Genomic DNA, 16,772 nt, shown 5'->3' on the forward strand with positions numbered 1-16,772 from the left:
AACGTCAGTCTTTTTTATACCCCTTTCAGTAATACTGGTCTTATTTTACAATTTACTTACAGTCTTAATGTAATAAGGTGAATCATTCCATCTTATTTTTCGATAAGCAAAGTTTTGTTGCAGCGATTCAGGCAAACAGTTCCAGATCGCTTCATTCATTTTTTCCAATAGTAATTTTTTTGAAAAGGTATCCGAAACTACCAAGCTGATTTCCCTTATTGGTTTCGGTTCCTTAAATGGTTTAAATAATCCTGTGTGCGTTTCGTTGATTATGGATAGTTCTGGAAGAATAGCAAATCCTAATTCAGCACGTACAAGATTCTTAAGCGTTTCAATTGAATTGATATCATAAAAGAACTGTTCTTTTATTTTGCCTGGGTTCTTTATACCGCAAATATCAAGCAGTTGTGCGTTGTAGCAATATTCATTTTGCAACAACAACAGTTCTGCTTTATCGCCTGGTTGCATTTCATAAAATAATGCATCAGCCATGGGATGGCTATCATTGAGATAAGCCAGAAATGGTTCTTTGAACACAGGATGCTCAATTAGGTTTGGACTTCCCGTTGGCGTAGCCATAATTGCTACGTCTATTGCTCCGGTCTCTAATCCTTGTATGAGTTGTCCAGTGTAAGCTTCCTTAATAGTAAACTGCATTTTTGGGGTAGCTTTTTTCATGGCTTTAATGAACAACGGAATCAAGTAAGGCGATAAGGTACTGATAACTCCTACTTTAACTTCACCTTCGAGTGTATTCTTTTCGTTAATTACAAAATCCCGGATATCATCTGCTTCCCTGAGTATCCTTTTTGCGCGGTTTATAATTTCAATTCCAAGCAAAGTGGGTGTCAAAGGCACTTTATTGCGATCGAATATCTTAATTCCAATTTCTTCTTCGAGATTTTTCAACTGGATCGTTAATCCTGGCTGTGTTACCATGCATACTTCGGCAGCCCTTGCAAAGTGGCGTTCTTCGTCCAAAGCGACGATATATTTTAACTGTTGTATAGTCATGATTATAAATTTATTTTATAAAGGTAAAAAATTATCAATTTGATTTATAAAAACACCCGCCATAAATTTGTCCCATCAAATCAGAACAACGGTTTGAAAATCTAAAATAAATAATCATTAAAAATTAAGATCATGAAATTTACAAGAAAAGCAAATGCAAACTGGAAAGGTACAGGAATGGAAGGCAAAGGAACCATCAGTACACAAAGCACCACTTTAGACAAAGCACAATTATCCTTCAAAACCCGTTTTGCTGAAGGCGTCGGGACAAATCCTGAAGAATTAATCGCAGCAGCACACTCAGGATGTTTCACAATGCAACTCAGTTTTTTATTATCAGAAGCCGGATTTACACCCGAAGATTTAAACACGGAAGCCAAAGTGACCTTCGAAGACGGAACAATCACATTGATTCAACTTGAATTGACCGGAAAAGTTCCCGGAATTTCTAAAGACCAATTTAACGAAACGGCACAGAAAGCAAAAGAAATCTGCCCGATATCAAAATTGCTGAACACAGTAATTACTTTATCCGTAACTTTAATGTCCTAAAAAAAAATATAATCGTCTAATAATCATTTGTTTAATCACTATTAATATTTAAAATCAGAAAAAATGAAAACAACAACTTTGAAAGGGCAATTGAATCGTTTATTCTTGTTCGCAACATTAATCTTCAGCTTCTTATTTGCAATAACAACTTCCAGCGCACAGACTGCGCCGACTAAGATTAAAAATGTAGTACTCGTGCATGGTGCATTCGCAGATGGCTCGGGATGGAGAAACCTTTATGAGGTGCTTACTAAAAAGGGGTACAAAGTGACCATCGTTCAAAACCCGCTGACTTCTCTTGAGGATGACGTAGCAGCTACAAAAGTTGTACTTGATAACCAGAACGGACCAACAATCTTAGTAGGGCACTCATGGGGAGGTGCAGTAATCACTGAGGCAGGTAATCACCCTAATGTTGCCGGATTAGTTTATGTTGCAGCGTTCCAGCCTGACAATGGCGAATCAGCTTTGCAATGGTTGCAGACTGCTCCACCGGCGCCTGAAAACGGCGTACTGCCTCCGAACGACAAAGGTATCGTTTATTACGACCAAGCTAAGTATCATGCAGGATTCTGTGCTGACATCAGCAAAGAAGAAGCTGATTTCATGTATGCCTCACAAGGCGCCTTTTATGCCAAAGGATTTGTAACACCGATCACTAAAGCCGCCTGGAGAGATAAACCTGCTTATGCTATCATTGCGACACAGGATAAAAGTATCGATCCTTCAATTCAACGTGCAATGTATAAACGTTCAAACACTAAAGTTACTGAAGTAAAAGGAAGTCATGTAGTTTTTATGTCGCAACCTGATGCAGTTGCTAACGTAATCATAACTGCTTCCAAAGAGATAGCTAAAAAATAATAAGTTGGCAGTTATAAACTCCGGACCAAAACCGGAGTTACTGCCTGATTATCCAAAAGAAATAGATAATACAATCAATAACTAATAAAAAATAAAAAAATGAAAACAGTAAAAAATGTAGTATTGGTACATGGTGCATTTGCAGATGGTTCCGGCTGGAGACCACTTTATGAAGTGCTTAGCAAAAAGGGGTACCGCGTAACTATCGTGCAAAATCCGCTTACGTCATTAGAGGACGATGTGGCTGCAACGAAAGTCGTATTAGACAGACAAGATGGTCCAACCATCCTTGTAGGACATTCCTGGGGTGGAGCGGTCATTACCGAAGCTGGTAATCATCCAAATGTAGCAGCTTTAGTTTATGTAGCAGCATTTCAGCCTGATAATGGCCAGTCAGCTTTAGATTGGCTGATGACTGCCCCTCCAGCACCTGAAAATGGAGTTTTGCCTCCTGACGAGAGTGGCATTGTTTATTATGATGAAGCCAAATATCATGCAGGATTCTGTGCAGATATTAGCAAGGAAGAAGCCGAATTTATGTTTGCTTCACAAGGAGCATTCTACGCTAAAGGCTTTACAACTCCAATCACTGATGCAGCGTGGAAAAACAAACCTGCTTATGCAGTAATCGCTACTGAAGATAAAAGTATCGCTCCGGAAATTCAAGAAGCAATGTATACCCGTTCAAACACCAAAGCTACAGAAGTGAAAGGCAGTCATTGTGTATTCATGTCACAGCCAGTAGCTGTTGCTGATGTTATTATTGCCGCCGCGAACGATCAGGAAGCTTATAATTAATTTCTTGTATATTCATGTGAAACCCCAGCAGATGCCGGGGTTTTTTATTTGTATGCAAGCCTGGCTTTATAATTTGCCCGTGGCTTTAATAAAGTATGGTGAATCATTCCACCTTATCTTACGGTAGGCAAAATTTTGCTGAAGAGATTCCAGCAGGCAATTCCAGATCGCTTCATTCATTTTTTCCAATAGTAACTTTTTTGAAAAGGTATTCGCAACCACCATGCTGATTTCCCTTACGGGTTTAGGTTCCTTAAATGGTTTAAATACCCTGTATTTGTTTCGTTGATTATGGATAATTCTGGAAGAATGGCAAAACCCAATTCAGCACGAACTAGATTTTTAAGTGTTTCAATCGAATTGACATCATAACCGAACATTCAGAAGAGGAAATAATAGTTATTCTCGAAAAAATAAGCCAACTGCATATATTCACACATTGGAAAGACGACAATGATAGAAAGCATACACCAGATGCTCCAATAGGGCATTTCAAAATGTATTATAAAAGTAATGTTGACGGAAATATAGAATCAATTCTTCTCGATATACTCTATACACCTAATCCCTACCCAAAAGTTATGGAACTTCCAATAAAACACAATCGCTAGCAACGTCAGGTAAAGACACGTTTATAATAATGCCAACATTCGATGCCATTTTGGGAAACAAATTAACGGCATTTGCACCCAAAACAACAGGAATACTATACAGCAAAAATCGACCAGTAGAAATTATAAAACAATTATATGATATTGCATTTCTATTTGATAACATGCAAAACCTAGAAATTGTAAAAGCCAGTTTCAACAAGGTAGTAGCGGAAGAAATTGGTTTCAGAAAATTGCAAATGAGCCCGGAACAAGTGTTAGAAGACACGCAACTGGCCCGTTATACATTAGCAGAACGTGATACAAAATCCGAAGAATTCAATCATTTACAACTCGGTATACGGAATTTTACCAATTTCACCATTTCAAAATTTTCAATAGAAGAAGCAATTACAGCAGCAGCAAAAGTCGTTTACCTAACAAGATTGCTACAATCCGAGAAGCTTGAAAAAACAAAACGATTTAATAATCCACTCGAAATAAAAGATTGGCTAATAGAAGACCCACAATACAATAAAATACAATAAAATACAACAAATCCTAATTAATACTATTCTAAAAACAATCCTTCGAATAAATTTGATTTTAGCGATATTTTAAAAATTAACATTTTATTAGAAATAAATTATACCAAATGGTATAATTTTGTATTGTAATAATTAAATATGAATAAATCCGAACGCACACGCCAGTATATAATTGAAAAGACTGCCCCTATATTCAATACTAAGGGGTATGCGGGAACTTCATTAAGTGATATAACACAGGCTACCAGTTTGACAAAAGGAAGCATATATGGCAATTTTAAAAACAAAGATGAAGTGGCTATTGCAGTTTTTGAATATAACTTCGACCGTTTGTTAATTATGCTAAACGGTGAGATTAGTAAGAGAAAAACCTATAGGGAAAAACTGTTATGCTTTCCAGAACTGTATTTAAATTTTTTAAGTGACAAATTTCCTGTTGGAGGTTGCCCTATTATGAATACAGCAATTGAGGCAGATGACACACACAACGAATTAAAAAATGTTGCCAAAAAAGCGCTTGTGAAATGGTTTGACAGTTTTGTTTACTTAATAAATAGAGGTAAAGAAAAAGGTGAATTTAAAAGTACCACAAATGCAGAAGACAAGGCACTAATCATTATTTCACTGATTGAAGGCGCCATTATGATTACAAAAGTAACCGGAAAAACAAATTACTTAAAATCATTAATGAATAGTCTAAAAACAATAATTGAAGATTTTTAATTTTTTTTTCATTATTAATATACCAATCGGTATAAAATAATTTTATGAGAAACGTAAATATAATAGTAGCAAAAAGAACTCCAATAGGAGGATTTTTAGGCAGCCTTTCAGGACTAAGCGCAACAGAGCTTGGAAAGCTTGTCATTGAAAATATCATGGAAAACTCACCCATAAACAAAGAAGAAATAGATTCTGTTTATATGGGCAATGTACTGTCTGCAAATCTTGGACAGTCCCCAGCTCGACAAGCTGCACTATTCGCAGGAATACCAGAGAAAACAGACAGCACTACGGTAAATAAAGTTTGTGCCTCGGGAATGAAAGCGGTGATGCTTGGCGCTCAACAAATCCAATTAGGTATTGACAATGTTGTTGTTGCCGGAGGAATGGAAAGTATGAGCAATGTCCCTCATTATACCGAACAAAGAAAAGGAAATAAAATGGGTCATACCACTTTAATAGACGGACTCTTAAAGGACGGCTTAACCGATGCTTACAATGGTTTCCATATGGGAAACGCAGCTGAAATCTGTGTAAGAAAATATGATATTTCACGAGAAGAACAGGACGACTATGCATTGGAATCCTACAGAAAAGCAACAGAAGCAACAAAATCCGGTAAGTTCTTAAATGAAATCATTCCCGTTGCCATTAAAACCAAAGCTGGTACAGTTATTTTTAATGAAGATGAAGACATTTATAAAATCATCCCTGAAAAAATAAGCAAGCTTGCTCCTACTTTTGAAGAAAATGGAACAATAACAGCCGCCAATGCCAACAATTTAAATGATGGTGCCAGTGCCGTTCTATTGGTTTCAGATGAAATTGTTGAAAAATACCAACTGAAACCACTAGCCAAAATAATTGGTTATGCTGATGCAGCACAAGCACCGGAATGGTTTACCACTTCCCCATCATTAGCAATTCCAAAAGCTTTACTGCAGGCGAATTTAACACTTGATGAAATTGACTTTTTTGAGATTAACGAAGCGTACTCGTCCGTCATTCTAGCCAATCAGAAAATTCTAGGAATTCCTTTCGAAAAAATTAATGTATATGGTGGCGGCGTTGCCATGGGACATCCTATTGGTTCATCAGGTTCAAGAATAATTGCAACGCTACTTTCCGTATTGCATCAGGAAAACGGAAAATACGGTGTTGCTGCAATATGTAACGGAGGCGGTGGAGCTTCCACAGTAGTAATTGAAAAATTATAAATTATGGAAACAAATTTTGATATTGTAGTTATTGGTTCTGGACCCGGTGGTTATGTAGCCGCCATAAGAGCTGCTCAATTGGGTTATAAAACCGCTCTGGTTGAAAAGTACAATGCTCTTGGCGGAACTTGTACCAATGTTGGATGTATTCCAACCAAGGCACTTCTTGACAGTTCGGAGCATTTTTATGATGCCAAAACAAAATTTAAAAGCCATGGTATTGAATCCGATAACCTTAAACTCAATTTCGCTGAATTCATCAATCGTAAAACTAAGGTAGTAGAACAAAACACAGCAGGTATAAATTATCTGATGAATAAAAATAAAATTCAGGTAATAGAAGGTACTGCCTCTTTTGTAAACAATAAAGAAATAACAGTTCGCAAAAACGGGACAGAAGACCAAAAAATTACAGCCACCTATTTTATTGTTGCTACGGGTTCAAAACCTGCTTCTTTACCAAATATAAGCATTGATAAAAAGCGAATCATTACATCAACAGAAGCGCTTTCCTTACAGGAGCAACCTAAAAATATGACTATCATAGGTGGAGGCGTTATTGGTGTTGAAATGGCGTCAATTTATGCACGAATCGGCACCAAGGTAACTATTATTGAATATGCCGATAGCTTAATTCCCACTATGGATAAAGAGTTGGGTAAAGAGTTAAAAAAAATTCTAACCAAAAAAGGTATTGACATTTTATTAAGTCATAACGTTCAATCGGTTCTTAATAATGGAGAAAATACGACTGTTAAATTTACCGATAAAAACAATACTACGTTAGAAATCACAACAGACTACTGTTTGGTTGCGGTGGGAAGAAAACCTTATACTGAAGGACTAGGCTTAGAAAACACAGCTATTAAACTGGATGAAAAAGGAAGAATAATCACCAACAAAAAACTGCAAACAAGCGAAGAAAACATCTATGCTATTGGTGATGTAATTTCAGGACCAATGCTTGCCCATAAAGCAGAAGAAGAAGGTGTTTTTGCCGTTGAAACCATTAATGGACAAAAACCACATATGAACTATAACTTAATTCCTTCCGTAGTTTACACTTGGCCGGAAGTCGCATCAGTGGGTTATACTGAAGACGAATTAAAACGTGAAAACAAGCCCTATCGTACCGGAAAATTTCCTTTCTCGGCAAGTGGTAGAGCAAGAGCTGCAATGGAAAGCGAAGGTTTTGTAAAAGTAATCTCCGAACCAAAATATGGTGAAATACTCGGCATTCATATTATTGGCCCGAGAGCTGCTGATTTAATTGCTCAAGGTGTTATCGGTATGGAATATGAAGTTACCGATGAAGACATGTTCCGAATTTCTTATGCGCACCCTACCTACTCAGAAGCATTAAAAGAGGCTTACCTTTTGGCTTCCGGCCAAGGTGCTTTGAATATTTAAATACATAATAATAAAAACACAATAAAATGAAAACAACAGATAATACAATATTAATTACCGGAGGAGGTTCCGGAATAGGCTTTGAAATGGCAAAATTATTTTCAAAAAATAATACGGTAATTATAACCGGACGTAATGAAAACCGATTAAAAGAAGCTGCTTCCCAATTAGAAAACACACACTACATCGTTTGTGATATTACCAAAGAGAAGGATATTAATTCGTTAGCTGAAAACATCGAAACACAATTCCCAAATCTTAACGTACTTATTAATAATGCCGGCCGCGCCATTGTGCATGATCTTACTGAAAAGGAAGGAAACGCTCACGATAAAGCCTTGGATGAAATCACAACAAACTATCTTTCTACAATACGAATAACTGAAAAATTACTTCCGGTTCTTTCAACAAAAAGGGAAGCGGCTGTAGTAAATGTGTCTTCTGTAGCTGCTTTAGTTCCTAGTCATATGCTTTCAACTTATTCTGCGAGTAAAGCAGCTTTACATTCTTATACACAATCCTTAAGACATTTTTTAAAAGATTCATCAGTGAAAATTTTTGAAGTAATGCCTCCATTGGTTAATACCGAATTTTCGAAAGAAATTGGTGGTGAAAAAGGAATCCACCCAAGTGTGGTAGCCCAAGATTTGTTCCATGCGCTAACAGAAAACAAGTTTGAAGTTCATGTGGGTGATACAGCAGCGATATATCAGTTATCGCTTTCCTCCCCGAAAGAAGCTTTTAATGTAATGAACAATTAATCCAAACTAACTAAAATGAATCCGGAGCCTTTAAATTTTCTCATTAATCACAAAGACAAAGTGATTACAAACTCGCCTTCTCCTTTTATGGATTGGTTGCAGCCCACAGTTCTTTTAGCTGAAAAAGGCAAATTAATTTTTCAGTACAAAGTCCGTAAGGAAATGACCAACCCTTTTGGTATGTTACACGGCGGAGTAACAGCGGCTATAATGGATGATGTGATTGGGGCTTCTTTAATTACTTATGGGGAACCCAATTTTTACATTACTGTGAATTTAGCGATAGATTTTTTTGGAACAGCAAAAGAAAGCGATATCATAATTGCTGAAACATTCATTACCAAAAAAGGAAAACAAATAACCAATGCTTCCTGTGAAATTTGGAACAATGACAGAACAAAACTTTTAGCAAAGGGATATACCAATCTATTAAAACAGGATTTATAAATAAATTTATGAAAAAGAAAATTGCATTTTCGATGATAATGGCAATGATAACCACTTTTATCATTTCATTTCTCCTGATTTCCATCAACGTTGGGTTTGGAGACAAGTTTATGGCAATATGGCTCAAATCTTGGGCTTTGGCTTATATAATGGCTGTTCCGGCCATATTGATAATGGCACCAAGAGTTGAAAAACTGGTGGATCAAATCATTAAATAAAAAAAATTATGAAAAGAGTAGTTATTACAGGAATGGGGGTTATTTCTCCAATAGGCAATAACATTAACGATTTTTGGAAAAATATTGTATCCGGTAAAAGTGGAGCAAATGAAATTACCAAATTTGACGCTAATAAATTCAAAACACAATTTGCCTGTGAGGTTAAAGATTTTAATCCTGAAGAGTATATAGACAGAAGGGAAATTAAAAAATATGATCTCTTTACTCAATATGCCATTGCTGCCAGCGATCAGGCTATAAAAGATGCTAAACTGCACTTCGATACCATGACTGATGATGAAAAAGCAGATATTGGTGTTATCTGGGCATCTGGAAATGGTGGGATTGCAACTTTTGAAGAGCAACTCAATGAATTTCATCTGGGAGATGGTACACCGCATTTCAATCCGTACCTGATTCCAAAAATGATTGCAGATATAGCGGCAGGGGTAATCTCCATCAGACATAAATTGTATGGGCCTAACTATGCAACGGTATCGGCATGTGCTTCTTCAAATACTGCCATAGCAAATGCGTTTGACACCATCCGACTGGGAAAAGCAAAAATCATGATTGCGGGAGGTTCGGAAGCTGCTATTACAATGGCATCTGTTGGTGGGTTTAATGCGGCTCATGCGCTTTCCAAAAACAATGAAAACTTCAAAACTGCTTCCCGTCCATTTGATAAAAACCGTGACGGATTTGTGGTTGGTGAAGGAGGCGGAGCCCTAATTTTAGAAGACTTAGAAAGCGCTCAAAAAAGAGGGGCAAAAATCTATGCTGAAATTGTTGGCAGCGGAATGGCTTCAGATGCTTATCATTTGACTGGAACTTCACCTGATGGTCACGGTGCCTATCTCGGTATGAAAAAAGCCTTAGAAGAAGCCCAAATAAAAACCGACGAAATAGACTATATAAACGCTCATGCTACTTCTACAAATATTGGAGATTTAAGTGAAATAACCGCTATTAAACGACTATTTGAAAACCAACCGATTAATGTAACAGCAACAAAATCAATCACAGGACATCTCTTGGGGGCAGCAGGAGCAGTAGAAAGCATCATTAGTATTCTTTCGATAAACAATAATACTATTCCAGCCACTATTAATACTAAAACACTAGATGAGGCCATATCGGAAAGCATACAGATTGTCTTAGAAAAATCTCTTAAAAAAGAAGTAAATTACGTAATGAACAACACTTTTGGCTTCGGAGGGCATACGGTTACAACCATATTTAAAAAATTCATTAACTAAAAACATAACCGATGTTTAAAAAAACCATATCCCTAATTATTATAACCAGTTTCTTTTGGAGTTGTGCTACAAAACCTACTGCAACAACCGATCCCGAATTTGAAAAAATAATCTTTCATACTTCAGCCTGCTTTGGAGATTGCCCAATTTATCATTTGGAAGTTAAAAACGATAAAAAAGTTAAGTTAATTACTGAAAAATCATTCCGAAACAGTAAACTGAAGTTAAACGAACCTGAAAACAGAATTCCTAACTATAGGATTGGAACCGTAAACGACACTATGTTTAACCAGTTAGCAGCTGAATTGAATACTATTGGTCTGGAGTCCCTTGAATTTGACGGTTCTACTTGCTGTGACAGGCCTTTAATCACGATTATAGTATACTACAATGGTAAAAGAAAGTTGTTACAATCTATGTTTCCACGTGATAAAGCTAACAGGCTGATTGAAATTCTGTATGAAGTTTCCAAATCAAATGATTATCAAAAATCAAATGATGCATTTAGTCTAGAAGCAGTGAATAAATAAAAAACACTATTTATTTAAAAATTTCACTTTTTGTAATTCCTAACTTTTTAATTTTGGAGTAAAGTGTTGTATGTGGAATTCCTAAAATTTTAGCAGCGCCATTAGATCCGAAAACTTTACCATTACAGCTTTTAAGGATATTTATAATATGTTGCTTTTCATTTTCATCTATTGTTTTAATCCCAATACCACTTTGTTCATGGCCTTCAAAGTTTTCGTTATTAGGCAGAAAAACATTTTTTATTACACATTCATTAGCCATTAAAATACTTCGCTCTATAACGTGTTCAAGTTCCCTGACATTACCTGGCCATTGGTAAAATTTAAGTTCAGCCATCGCCAGTTTAGAAATGCTCTTAACGTCCTTTCCAATGGATTTTGAAAATTTAGAAATAAAATGCGAAACTAAAACAGGAATGTCTTCTCTACGATTCTTTAACGGTGGCAGCTGTATTGGAAAAACGTTTAACCGGTAATACAAATCACTTCTGAATTTACCTTCCTCGACCTCTTTAACAAGGTTTCTGTTGGTTGCTGCTATAATTCTCACATCCACTTTTATGGTTTCTTTGCCTCCTACCCTTTCTATTTCCCTTTCCTGTATGACTCTCAAAAGTTTCATCTGCAATTTCTGAGGCATCTCACCAATTTCATCTAAAAAAAGTGTTCCTTTATGAGCAAGTTCAAATTTTCCAATTCTTCTTTCTACAGCCCCCGTAAAGCTCCCTTTTTCGTGTCCAAACAACTCGCTTTCGATTAAATCAGCTGGCAAGGCAGCACAATTAACTTTCACCATTAAATTATTTTTTCTTGGCGAAGAAGTATGAATAGCTCTGGCTATTAACTCTTTTCCAGTTCCGGTTTCTCCTAAAATCAAAACGGTACTGTTTGTAAATGCCACTTGAGTTAAAAGATGGAAGACTTTCTGCATTTCCACCCCGGAGCCAATAATATCACTATATTTATGTCCGGTAGCTACTTCTTCCAACAAATAGGATTTTTCGTTTTCCAAGTGCTCTTTATAGCTCAGTATCTCTTTTAACTGACTTGCGTTTTTTTCATTTGAAATAATATTAGATAAGGCTATAACCACCTGAGAACTGACCCCTTTAAACAAATTTAATACTGGATTAATTTCAAAATCCTCCTTGGGTTGAACAAACAAACACCCAAGGTCATTGTCTGCTACCCGAAGTGCAATCCCAATAATTTTTTGAAATTTCTTTTTTTTCCAAAACTGAGCATATAGAGGAAGTGGTTCTTGGAGATTTTCAATATCAAAAATTACTGCAGAATCGGAAGCTAATACTTTATTAAAAATTCCATCATTGATATCATAATCTTTATGAACAATATTTTTAAAATCAGTACTGTTTTGTATTTCATCAGATACTCCTAATAAAAAAGCCCTATGGGTTTTTCTGTCTTCGTTCATAAGGATAATTCCAAAACTTTTCAGAGAAAACAGTTCTTTGAGTCGGTTATCGATTACTTCAAATAATTCGTCTTTATTTTTAACCATTGCCATTTGGTTACTCAAGGAAAGCAAAATAGATTGCTCACGTTCTTTTTTTTCAATTTCTTCGTTTGCAATGACATTGGAAACAGCCGATGAAACATGGCTTGAGATATTCTTAATTAACCTTCTGTGAGATTCGGAAAAACTACCTTCTTTTTCCGAAAGCAAAACCATCGTTCCAAACACTTCGCCTTTGTGCAATAACCGAATTCCGGCTACTTCGCGAATTCCGGCATCCTGCAAAAAAACAAAATGCCTCATCCCGTTTTGAATTAATTCCCTAACCGATAAAACCACTGTTGTTTCGGAATCCATAATTGTATTATGAAGTCCATCATTTATTGGATATTCACAAAAAGCAATATCATTAAAATCAGGATGTTGATTTGATTTATCACAATGTTCCAAAAACACCTTATAAATTCCTTTTTCCAGATTAAACTTTGTTATGGCCAAATCTGAAAAGTCAAACACTTTTTTTAATTTTTCCTGAATAAAATCAACCAAATCTTTTTTGTTTCTAATTGAAACTGTCGCCTGACTTATGGAAAGGAATAAATTAATTTCAGAATCATCATATAGGTTTTCACTTTTCATCATATAAAGAGAATATTACACTGATTTACAACTTATCAAACTTACCATTTTTTGCCCATATTTCGTAAGTTTTTTTAAAAAATTATGATATATCGTAATTTTTAAATACTTAAAACGTCCAAAAACCTTATAAACACTAAAAAAATGATTTGGCACATTATTAGCCTACATAATAGAGTAAAGACATTGATACAGTTCTATGAATTTGATTGTTACAAATAATACTATTGATACAATACTACACTCATTTCAGTTAGAACTGGGCAAAAATTATGTGTCTTACAGAAATCATGTTTACCGGGTTTATAATTTTTCTTTACCGTTTGTCAATTCAGAAGAAGATACCGAGAAAATAGCTACTGCAGCTGCTTTTCATGACATTGGAATTTGGACAAATAAAACCTTGGATTATTTAAAACCTTCAGCAGAATTGGCTAAAGCTTATTGTAGAAAACAACACTTCAATAATTCAGTAACAGAAGAAATAGAGTTCATAATAGACAATCATCATAAACTAAGCAGAGTAAAATCATCGAACTTGGCTGAAATTTTTAGAAAAGCCGATTTAACAGATCTTACTTTTGGTTTACTATCAAAAGAGTACACAAAAGAAGACATAAGGACAATTAGAAATGTATTCCCAAATAAAGGATTCCATCTGTTTCTTATAAAATTATTTTTTAAAAACTTAATTACAAACCCTTTACACCCGTTCCCTATTTTCAAATTATAACAAATAGAAACTGCCCCGATCTTTAAAAACCTACATAAAACTGATTTACAAATTAAAAATCTTAAAATCATGAGCATTTATAATCCACAAAAAACGGCACTTGCACTTGTAGATACTTTCGATGACATGCTGTCTGAAGCAGGGAAACTTTATTCTTTAACCAAAGAAACAGTAGAAAAAACCAGCATGGTAAAAAACATCCCAAAATTACTGGATACTGTGAATTATCAAATAATGTTGCGGTTTCGCTTACATCCGATTTCCTGAATTTTTTAGCTAAAGCCAAAGTGTATATTATCTCAAGTAGAAATCTTTCGTTACCGTATTATATCAAATACTATAAACTTAAATCAACACGTCATGAAAAATTCTTATATATCAAAAATAATATTAGTCTCGTTTTTAATTTTAACAAATATTACTATGAAAACTTACGCACAAATTGATTACGCAACAGATTCGCATTTAACTCCTGCTGTAAAAGAATTCTTAAAACCCTTAAATTCTGGAGGAGCGCCGCTTGAATCGCTTCCGGTGGCAGACGCACGAAATGTATTAGTTGGTGCGCAAAATGCATTTAAAGTTGATTTATCCGGAATTGATGAATCTGAAAAAGAAATTACTGCTGACGGTTACAAAATCAAACTAAATATTGTACGTCCGGCTGGTGCCAAAGGAAAACTTCCTGTTTTTATGTTCATTCATGGTGGCGGCTGGGTTTTGGGCGATTATCCCACACACAAACGTATGGTTCGTGACTTGAGTGTTCTTACCGGTTATGTGGGCGTTTTTATTAATTATTCTCTGGCTCCCGAAACTAAATATCCGCAACCTGTAAATGAAGTTTACGCCGCCGCGAAATGGATTGCCGCACACGGAAATGAAATAAATGTTGACGGAAGTAAACTGGGAATTGTAGGAAACAGTGCCGGTGGAAATTTAGCTACTGCAAGTGCTTTGATGGCAAAAGAGAAAGGAACCCCATTGTATAAAGTGCAAATTCTTTTCTGGCCGGTTACAGATGCTAATTTTGAAACTGAATCTTATAAAAAATATGGTAAACAACGTTTCTTAACCGATACTTTAATGCAGTGGATGTGGGATCAATATGTTGCCCCATCCAAAAGAAAAGAAATTTATGCATCACCATTGCAAGCTAGTTTGTCACAATTAAAAGGGCTGCCTCCAACTTTAATTCAAGTAGCTGAAAATGATATTTTAAGAGATGAAGGCGAAGCTTACGGGCGTAAATTAAGTGATGCCGGCGTAGTTGTAACAACAGTTCGCTACAATGATGTGATTCATGATTTTGGATTATTAAATGGCCTTGCTGAAATTCCGCAGACCAAAGCTTTGTTTTTACAGGCTGCGGCTGAACTTAAAAAATATTTGAAGTAATTAAAAATCAAATATTTAAATAAAATCTAATTTACCAAATAATTAAAAATCATGCTGTTACAGGAAAACACAGGATTGATTCTAGTTGATGTTCAAGGCAAACTGTCTCGAATTGTAAATGAAAGTGAAAAATTAATACCTAATCTCGAGAAACTTATTCGTGGATGCCAAATACTGTCATTACCTATAATTTGGGTGGAGCAAAATCCGCAAGGACTTGGACGTACAATACCAGAATTAGAAAAGTTACTGGAAAATCAAAAGCCATTGGAAAAATATTCTTTCAATGCTTTTGAAAATGAAAACTTTAAACAAACAATTATTAAATCTAATAGAACGCAATGGTTAATCTGTGGAATTGAAGCTCACATTTGTGTTTATCAAACTGCTCTAGGATTATTATCAAACAATTTTGAAGTAGAGATTGTAGCTGATGGTGTTTCTTCCCGATCTAAAGACAGCATTCATTTGGCTTTGAAAAAATTACAAAATAAGGGCGCAAGTTTAACCAATATTGAAATGTGTCTTTATGAACTAGTTAAAAATTCGAAAAGAGAAACCTTCAAAGAAATTCTATACTTAATCAAATAAAAATGATCATGACAAAATCAAAAACAATTGTACTCATTCACGGAAATTTTGTAAACAACAACAGTTGGGCAGAATGGAAACAGTACTATGAACAAAAAGGCTATACGGTTTATACTCCCGCAAACCCGGGGCATGGCGGAAATCCAAGCGAACTCAGAACAAATGTTCATCCTGATTTGGTTAAAACCGGGTTTATAGATGTTGTAAACAATATCGATAAATTACTACGTACTTTACCCGAAAAACCACTAATAATAGGTCATTCAATGGCTGGTATGGCAGTGTTAAAACTGATAGAATTGGAAAAGGCTGCAGCTGGAGTAAGTATTGATGGCGCACCACCAAAAAATGTTTTTCCGCCGTTCCAAACACTTAAAACGGTATTGCCGGCATTTGGCTTTTTCTCTTTTGATAAATATTTCATGGGAGGCCGCAAGTGGTACGATTATGCTTTTTTCAATACATTATCTGAACCAGAAAAAAGAAATGCATTCGAAAAATTTGCTGTCCCTGAAAGTTATAAAGTCAGTCGTGAATTAGTTTTGAATTCTTATTCAAATATAGATTTCAAGAAACCTCACGCTCCTATTCTATTTGTTGGCGGTGCCAGCGATAATATTTTCCCTCCTGATCTTACAAAAACAATAGCCAAAAAATATAAAGACACTAATAGTCGAGTTGATATTAAAATATTTAACGGAAAAAGTCATTTCATTTGTGGACAACCCGGTTGGGAAGAAGTTGCAGACTATATTTTAAATTGGTATGAAACTTTATAAAACTTGGCTAAATGAAAATTGATACAGAACTCTTGCTAATTAGATGTCACAATTATAAACAGTATTTTTCAAGGATAAACTGATGATTGATGAATTATATAAACAAATGACATACAATTGCTTTTACGAGACTAATTTACGAACCCCTTACATCCCTTCACCATTTTAAACTTTAATTAAACCTGACTGCCCCCGATTTTAAAGCCTACACAAAAACAATTATT

19 protein-coding genes are annotated in these 16,772 nt (G+C 35.4%); 17 read left to right on the forward strand and 2 right to left on the reverse strand.

The genetic code is table 11. The features are described 5' to 3' along the window. Positions 1-45: 45 nt before the first annotated feature. Positions 46-1,014 carry a hydrogen peroxide-inducible genes activator gene (locus tag ACM55F_RS15360; RefSeq protein WP_416854705.1) on the reverse strand — a complete coding sequence of 323 codons (969 nt, stop codon included), beginning with the start codon at positions 1,012-1,014 and terminating at the stop codon, positions 46-48. Positions 1,015-1,146: 132 nt separating this feature from the next. Here ACM55F_RS15360 and ACM55F_RS15365 point away from each other — a divergent pair, with 132 nt between their 5' ends. From ACM55F_RS15365 to ACM55F_RS15420, 12 genes are all read left to right on the forward strand, one after another. Beyond that, positions 1,147-1,566, forward strand: a complete 420-nt coding sequence (locus tag ACM55F_RS15365) for an OsmC family protein (protein ID WP_416854707.1) — start codon at positions 1,147-1,149, stop codon at positions 1,564-1,566. Positions 1,567-1,629: 63 nt separating this feature from the next. After that, positions 1,630-2,430: an alpha/beta hydrolase gene (locus tag ACM55F_RS15370; RefSeq protein ID WP_416854708.1), complete on the forward strand. Its 801-nt coding sequence runs from the start codon at positions 1,630-1,632 to the stop codon at positions 2,428-2,430. Between the two features lie 99 nt (positions 2,431-2,529). Continuing rightward, positions 2,530-3,228, forward strand: coding sequence for an alpha/beta hydrolase (locus ACM55F_RS15375; RefSeq protein ID WP_416854709.1), 699 nt, complete (start codon positions 2,530-2,532; stop codon positions 3,226-3,228). 640 nt (positions 3,229-3,868) lie between these two features. Beyond that, positions 3,869-4,366, forward strand: a complete 498-nt coding sequence (locus ACM55F_RS15380; protein ID WP_416854710.1) for a hypothetical protein — start codon at positions 3,869-3,871, stop codon at positions 4,364-4,366. 138 nt (positions 4,367-4,504) lie between these two features. Further along, positions 4,505-5,089, forward strand: a complete 585-nt coding sequence (locus ACM55F_RS15385; RefSeq protein WP_416854711.1) for a TetR/AcrR family transcriptional regulator — start codon at positions 4,505-4,507, stop codon at positions 5,087-5,089. Positions 5,090-5,133: 44 nt separating this feature from the next. Further along, complete coding sequence (locus ACM55F_RS15390) at positions 5,134-6,306, forward strand: acetyl-CoA C-acyltransferase (RefSeq protein ID WP_416854712.1); 1,173 nt, start codon at positions 5,134-5,136, stop codon at positions 6,304-6,306. 3 nt (positions 6,307-6,309) lie between these two features. Beyond that, on the forward strand, positions 6,310-7,716 hold the full coding sequence (gene lpdA / locus ACM55F_RS15395; protein WP_416854713.1) for a dihydrolipoyl dehydrogenase: 1,407 nt from the start codon (positions 6,310-6,312) through the stop codon (positions 7,714-7,716). A 26-nt stretch (positions 7,717-7,742) separates the two neighbouring features. Next, positions 7,743-8,477 (forward strand): SDR family oxidoreductase, encoded by a 735-nt coding sequence (locus tag ACM55F_RS15400; RefSeq protein ID WP_416854714.1) that lies wholly within the window; start codon positions 7,743-7,745, stop codon positions 8,475-8,477. A gap of 15 nt (positions 8,478-8,492) precedes the next feature. Beyond that, positions 8,493-8,924: a PaaI family thioesterase gene (locus ACM55F_RS15405; RefSeq protein ID WP_416854715.1), complete on the forward strand. Its 432-nt coding sequence runs from the start codon at positions 8,493-8,495 to the stop codon at positions 8,922-8,924. A gap of 8 nt (positions 8,925-8,932) precedes the next feature. Beyond that, on the forward strand, positions 8,933-9,142 hold the full coding sequence (locus tag ACM55F_RS15410; RefSeq protein WP_416854716.1) for a DUF2798 domain-containing protein: 210 nt from the start codon (positions 8,933-8,935) through the stop codon (positions 9,140-9,142). An 8-nt stretch (positions 9,143-9,150) separates the two neighbouring features. Then, on the forward strand, positions 9,151-10,401 hold the full coding sequence (gene fabF, locus ACM55F_RS15415; RefSeq protein WP_416854717.1) for a beta-ketoacyl-ACP synthase II: 1,251 nt from the start codon (positions 9,151-9,153) through the stop codon (positions 10,399-10,401). Between the two features lie 11 nt (positions 10,402-10,412). Next, positions 10,413-10,931, forward strand: coding sequence for a DUF6438 domain-containing protein (locus ACM55F_RS15420; RefSeq protein ID WP_416854718.1), 519 nt, complete (start codon positions 10,413-10,415; stop codon positions 10,929-10,931). Positions 10,932-10,941: 10 nt separating this feature from the next. Here the strand turns inward: ACM55F_RS15420 and ACM55F_RS15425 are convergent, their stop codons facing one another. Continuing rightward, entirely contained in the window at positions 10,942-13,050 is a 2,109-nt protein-coding gene (locus tag ACM55F_RS15425; protein ID WP_416854719.1) for a sigma-54-dependent Fis family transcriptional regulator, read from the reverse strand. 196 nt (positions 13,051-13,246) lie between these two features. Here ACM55F_RS15425 and ACM55F_RS15430 point away from each other — a divergent pair, with 196 nt between their 5' ends. The 5 genes from ACM55F_RS15430 (at position 13,247) to ACM55F_RS15450 (ending at position 16,548) form a co-directional block, all read left to right on the forward strand. Beyond that, positions 13,247-13,780, forward strand: coding sequence for an HD domain-containing protein (locus ACM55F_RS15430; protein WP_416854720.1), 534 nt, complete (start codon positions 13,247-13,249; stop codon positions 13,778-13,780). 69 nt (positions 13,781-13,849) lie between these two features. Then, positions 13,850-14,047: a hypothetical protein gene (locus ACM55F_RS15435; protein ID WP_416854721.1), complete on the forward strand. Its 198-nt coding sequence runs from the start codon at positions 13,850-13,852 to the stop codon at positions 14,045-14,047. 156 nt (positions 14,048-14,203) lie between these two features. Beyond that, positions 14,204-15,178 (forward strand): alpha/beta hydrolase, encoded by a 975-nt coding sequence (locus tag ACM55F_RS15440; RefSeq protein ID WP_416854722.1) that lies wholly within the window; start codon positions 14,204-14,206, stop codon positions 15,176-15,178. Positions 15,179-15,229: 51 nt separating this feature from the next. Next, complete coding sequence (locus ACM55F_RS15445; protein ID WP_416854723.1) at positions 15,230-15,769, forward strand: hydrolase; 540 nt, start codon at positions 15,230-15,232, stop codon at positions 15,767-15,769. Between the two features lie 8 nt (positions 15,770-15,777). Further along, complete coding sequence (locus ACM55F_RS15450) at positions 15,778-16,548, forward strand: alpha/beta hydrolase (protein WP_416854724.1); 771 nt, start codon at positions 15,778-15,780, stop codon at positions 16,546-16,548. Positions 16,549-16,772 lie beyond the last annotated feature (224 nt).

This window comes from Flavobacterium melibiosi, from assembly GCF_048158545.1.
Taxonomy (GTDB): Bacteria; Bacteroidota; Bacteroidia; order Flavobacteriales; family Flavobacteriaceae; genus Flavobacterium; species Flavobacterium melibiosi.

Coding starts and splice junctions, on each gene's coding strand:
- ACM55F_RS15445 (WP_416854723.1), top strand. CDS start 15,230: ATGCTGTTACAGGAAAACACAGGATTGATTCTAGTTGATGTTCAAGGC.
- ACM55F_RS15360 (WP_416854705.1), bottom strand. CDS start 1,014: ATGACTATACAACAGTTAAAATATATCGTCGCTTTGGACGAAGAACGC.
- ACM55F_RS15370 (WP_416854708.1), top strand. CDS start 1,630: ATGAAAACAACAACTTTGAAAGGGCAATTGAATCGTTTATTCTTGTTC.
- ACM55F_RS15420 (WP_416854718.1), top strand. CDS start 10,413: ATGTTTAAAAAAACCATATCCCTAATTATTATAACCAGTTTCTTTTGG.
- fabF (WP_416854717.1), top strand. CDS start 9,151: ATGAAAAGAGTAGTTATTACAGGAATGGGGGTTATTTCTCCAATAGGC.
- ACM55F_RS15405 (WP_416854715.1), top strand. CDS start 8,493: ATGAATCCGGAGCCTTTAAATTTTCTCATTAATCACAAAGACAAAGTG.
- ACM55F_RS15425 (WP_416854719.1), bottom strand. CDS start 13,050: ATGATGAAAAGTGAAAACCTATATGATGATTCTGAAATTAATTTATTC.
- ACM55F_RS15385 (WP_416854711.1), top strand. CDS start 4,505: ATGAATAAATCCGAACGCACACGCCAGTATATAATTGAAAAGACTGCC.
- ACM55F_RS15390 (WP_416854712.1), top strand. CDS start 5,134: ATGAGAAACGTAAATATAATAGTAGCAAAAAGAACTCCAATAGGAGGA.
- ACM55F_RS15400 (WP_416854714.1), top strand. CDS start 7,743: ATGAAAACAACAGATAATACAATATTAATTACCGGAGGAGGTTCCGGA.
- ACM55F_RS15450 (WP_416854724.1), top strand. CDS start 15,778: ATGACAAAATCAAAAACAATTGTACTCATTCACGGAAATTTTGTAAAC.
- ACM55F_RS15365 (WP_416854707.1), top strand. CDS start 1,147: ATGAAATTTACAAGAAAAGCAAATGCAAACTGGAAAGGTACAGGAATG.
- ACM55F_RS15440 (WP_416854722.1), top strand. CDS start 14,204: ATGAAAACTTACGCACAAATTGATTACGCAACAGATTCGCATTTAACT.
- ACM55F_RS15430 (WP_416854720.1), top strand. CDS start 13,247: ATGAATTTGATTGTTACAAATAATACTATTGATACAATACTACACTCA.
- ACM55F_RS15410 (WP_416854716.1), top strand. CDS start 8,933: ATGAAAAAGAAAATTGCATTTTCGATGATAATGGCAATGATAACCACT.
- ACM55F_RS15375 (WP_416854709.1), top strand. CDS start 2,530: ATGAAAACAGTAAAAAATGTAGTATTGGTACATGGTGCATTTGCAGAT.
- ACM55F_RS15435 (WP_416854721.1), top strand. CDS start 13,850: ATGAGCATTTATAATCCACAAAAAACGGCACTTGCACTTGTAGATACT.
- lpdA (WP_416854713.1), top strand. CDS start 6,310: ATGGAAACAAATTTTGATATTGTAGTTATTGGTTCTGGACCCGGTGGT.
- ACM55F_RS15380 (WP_416854710.1), top strand. CDS start 3,869: ATGCCAACATTCGATGCCATTTTGGGAAACAAATTAACGGCATTTGCA.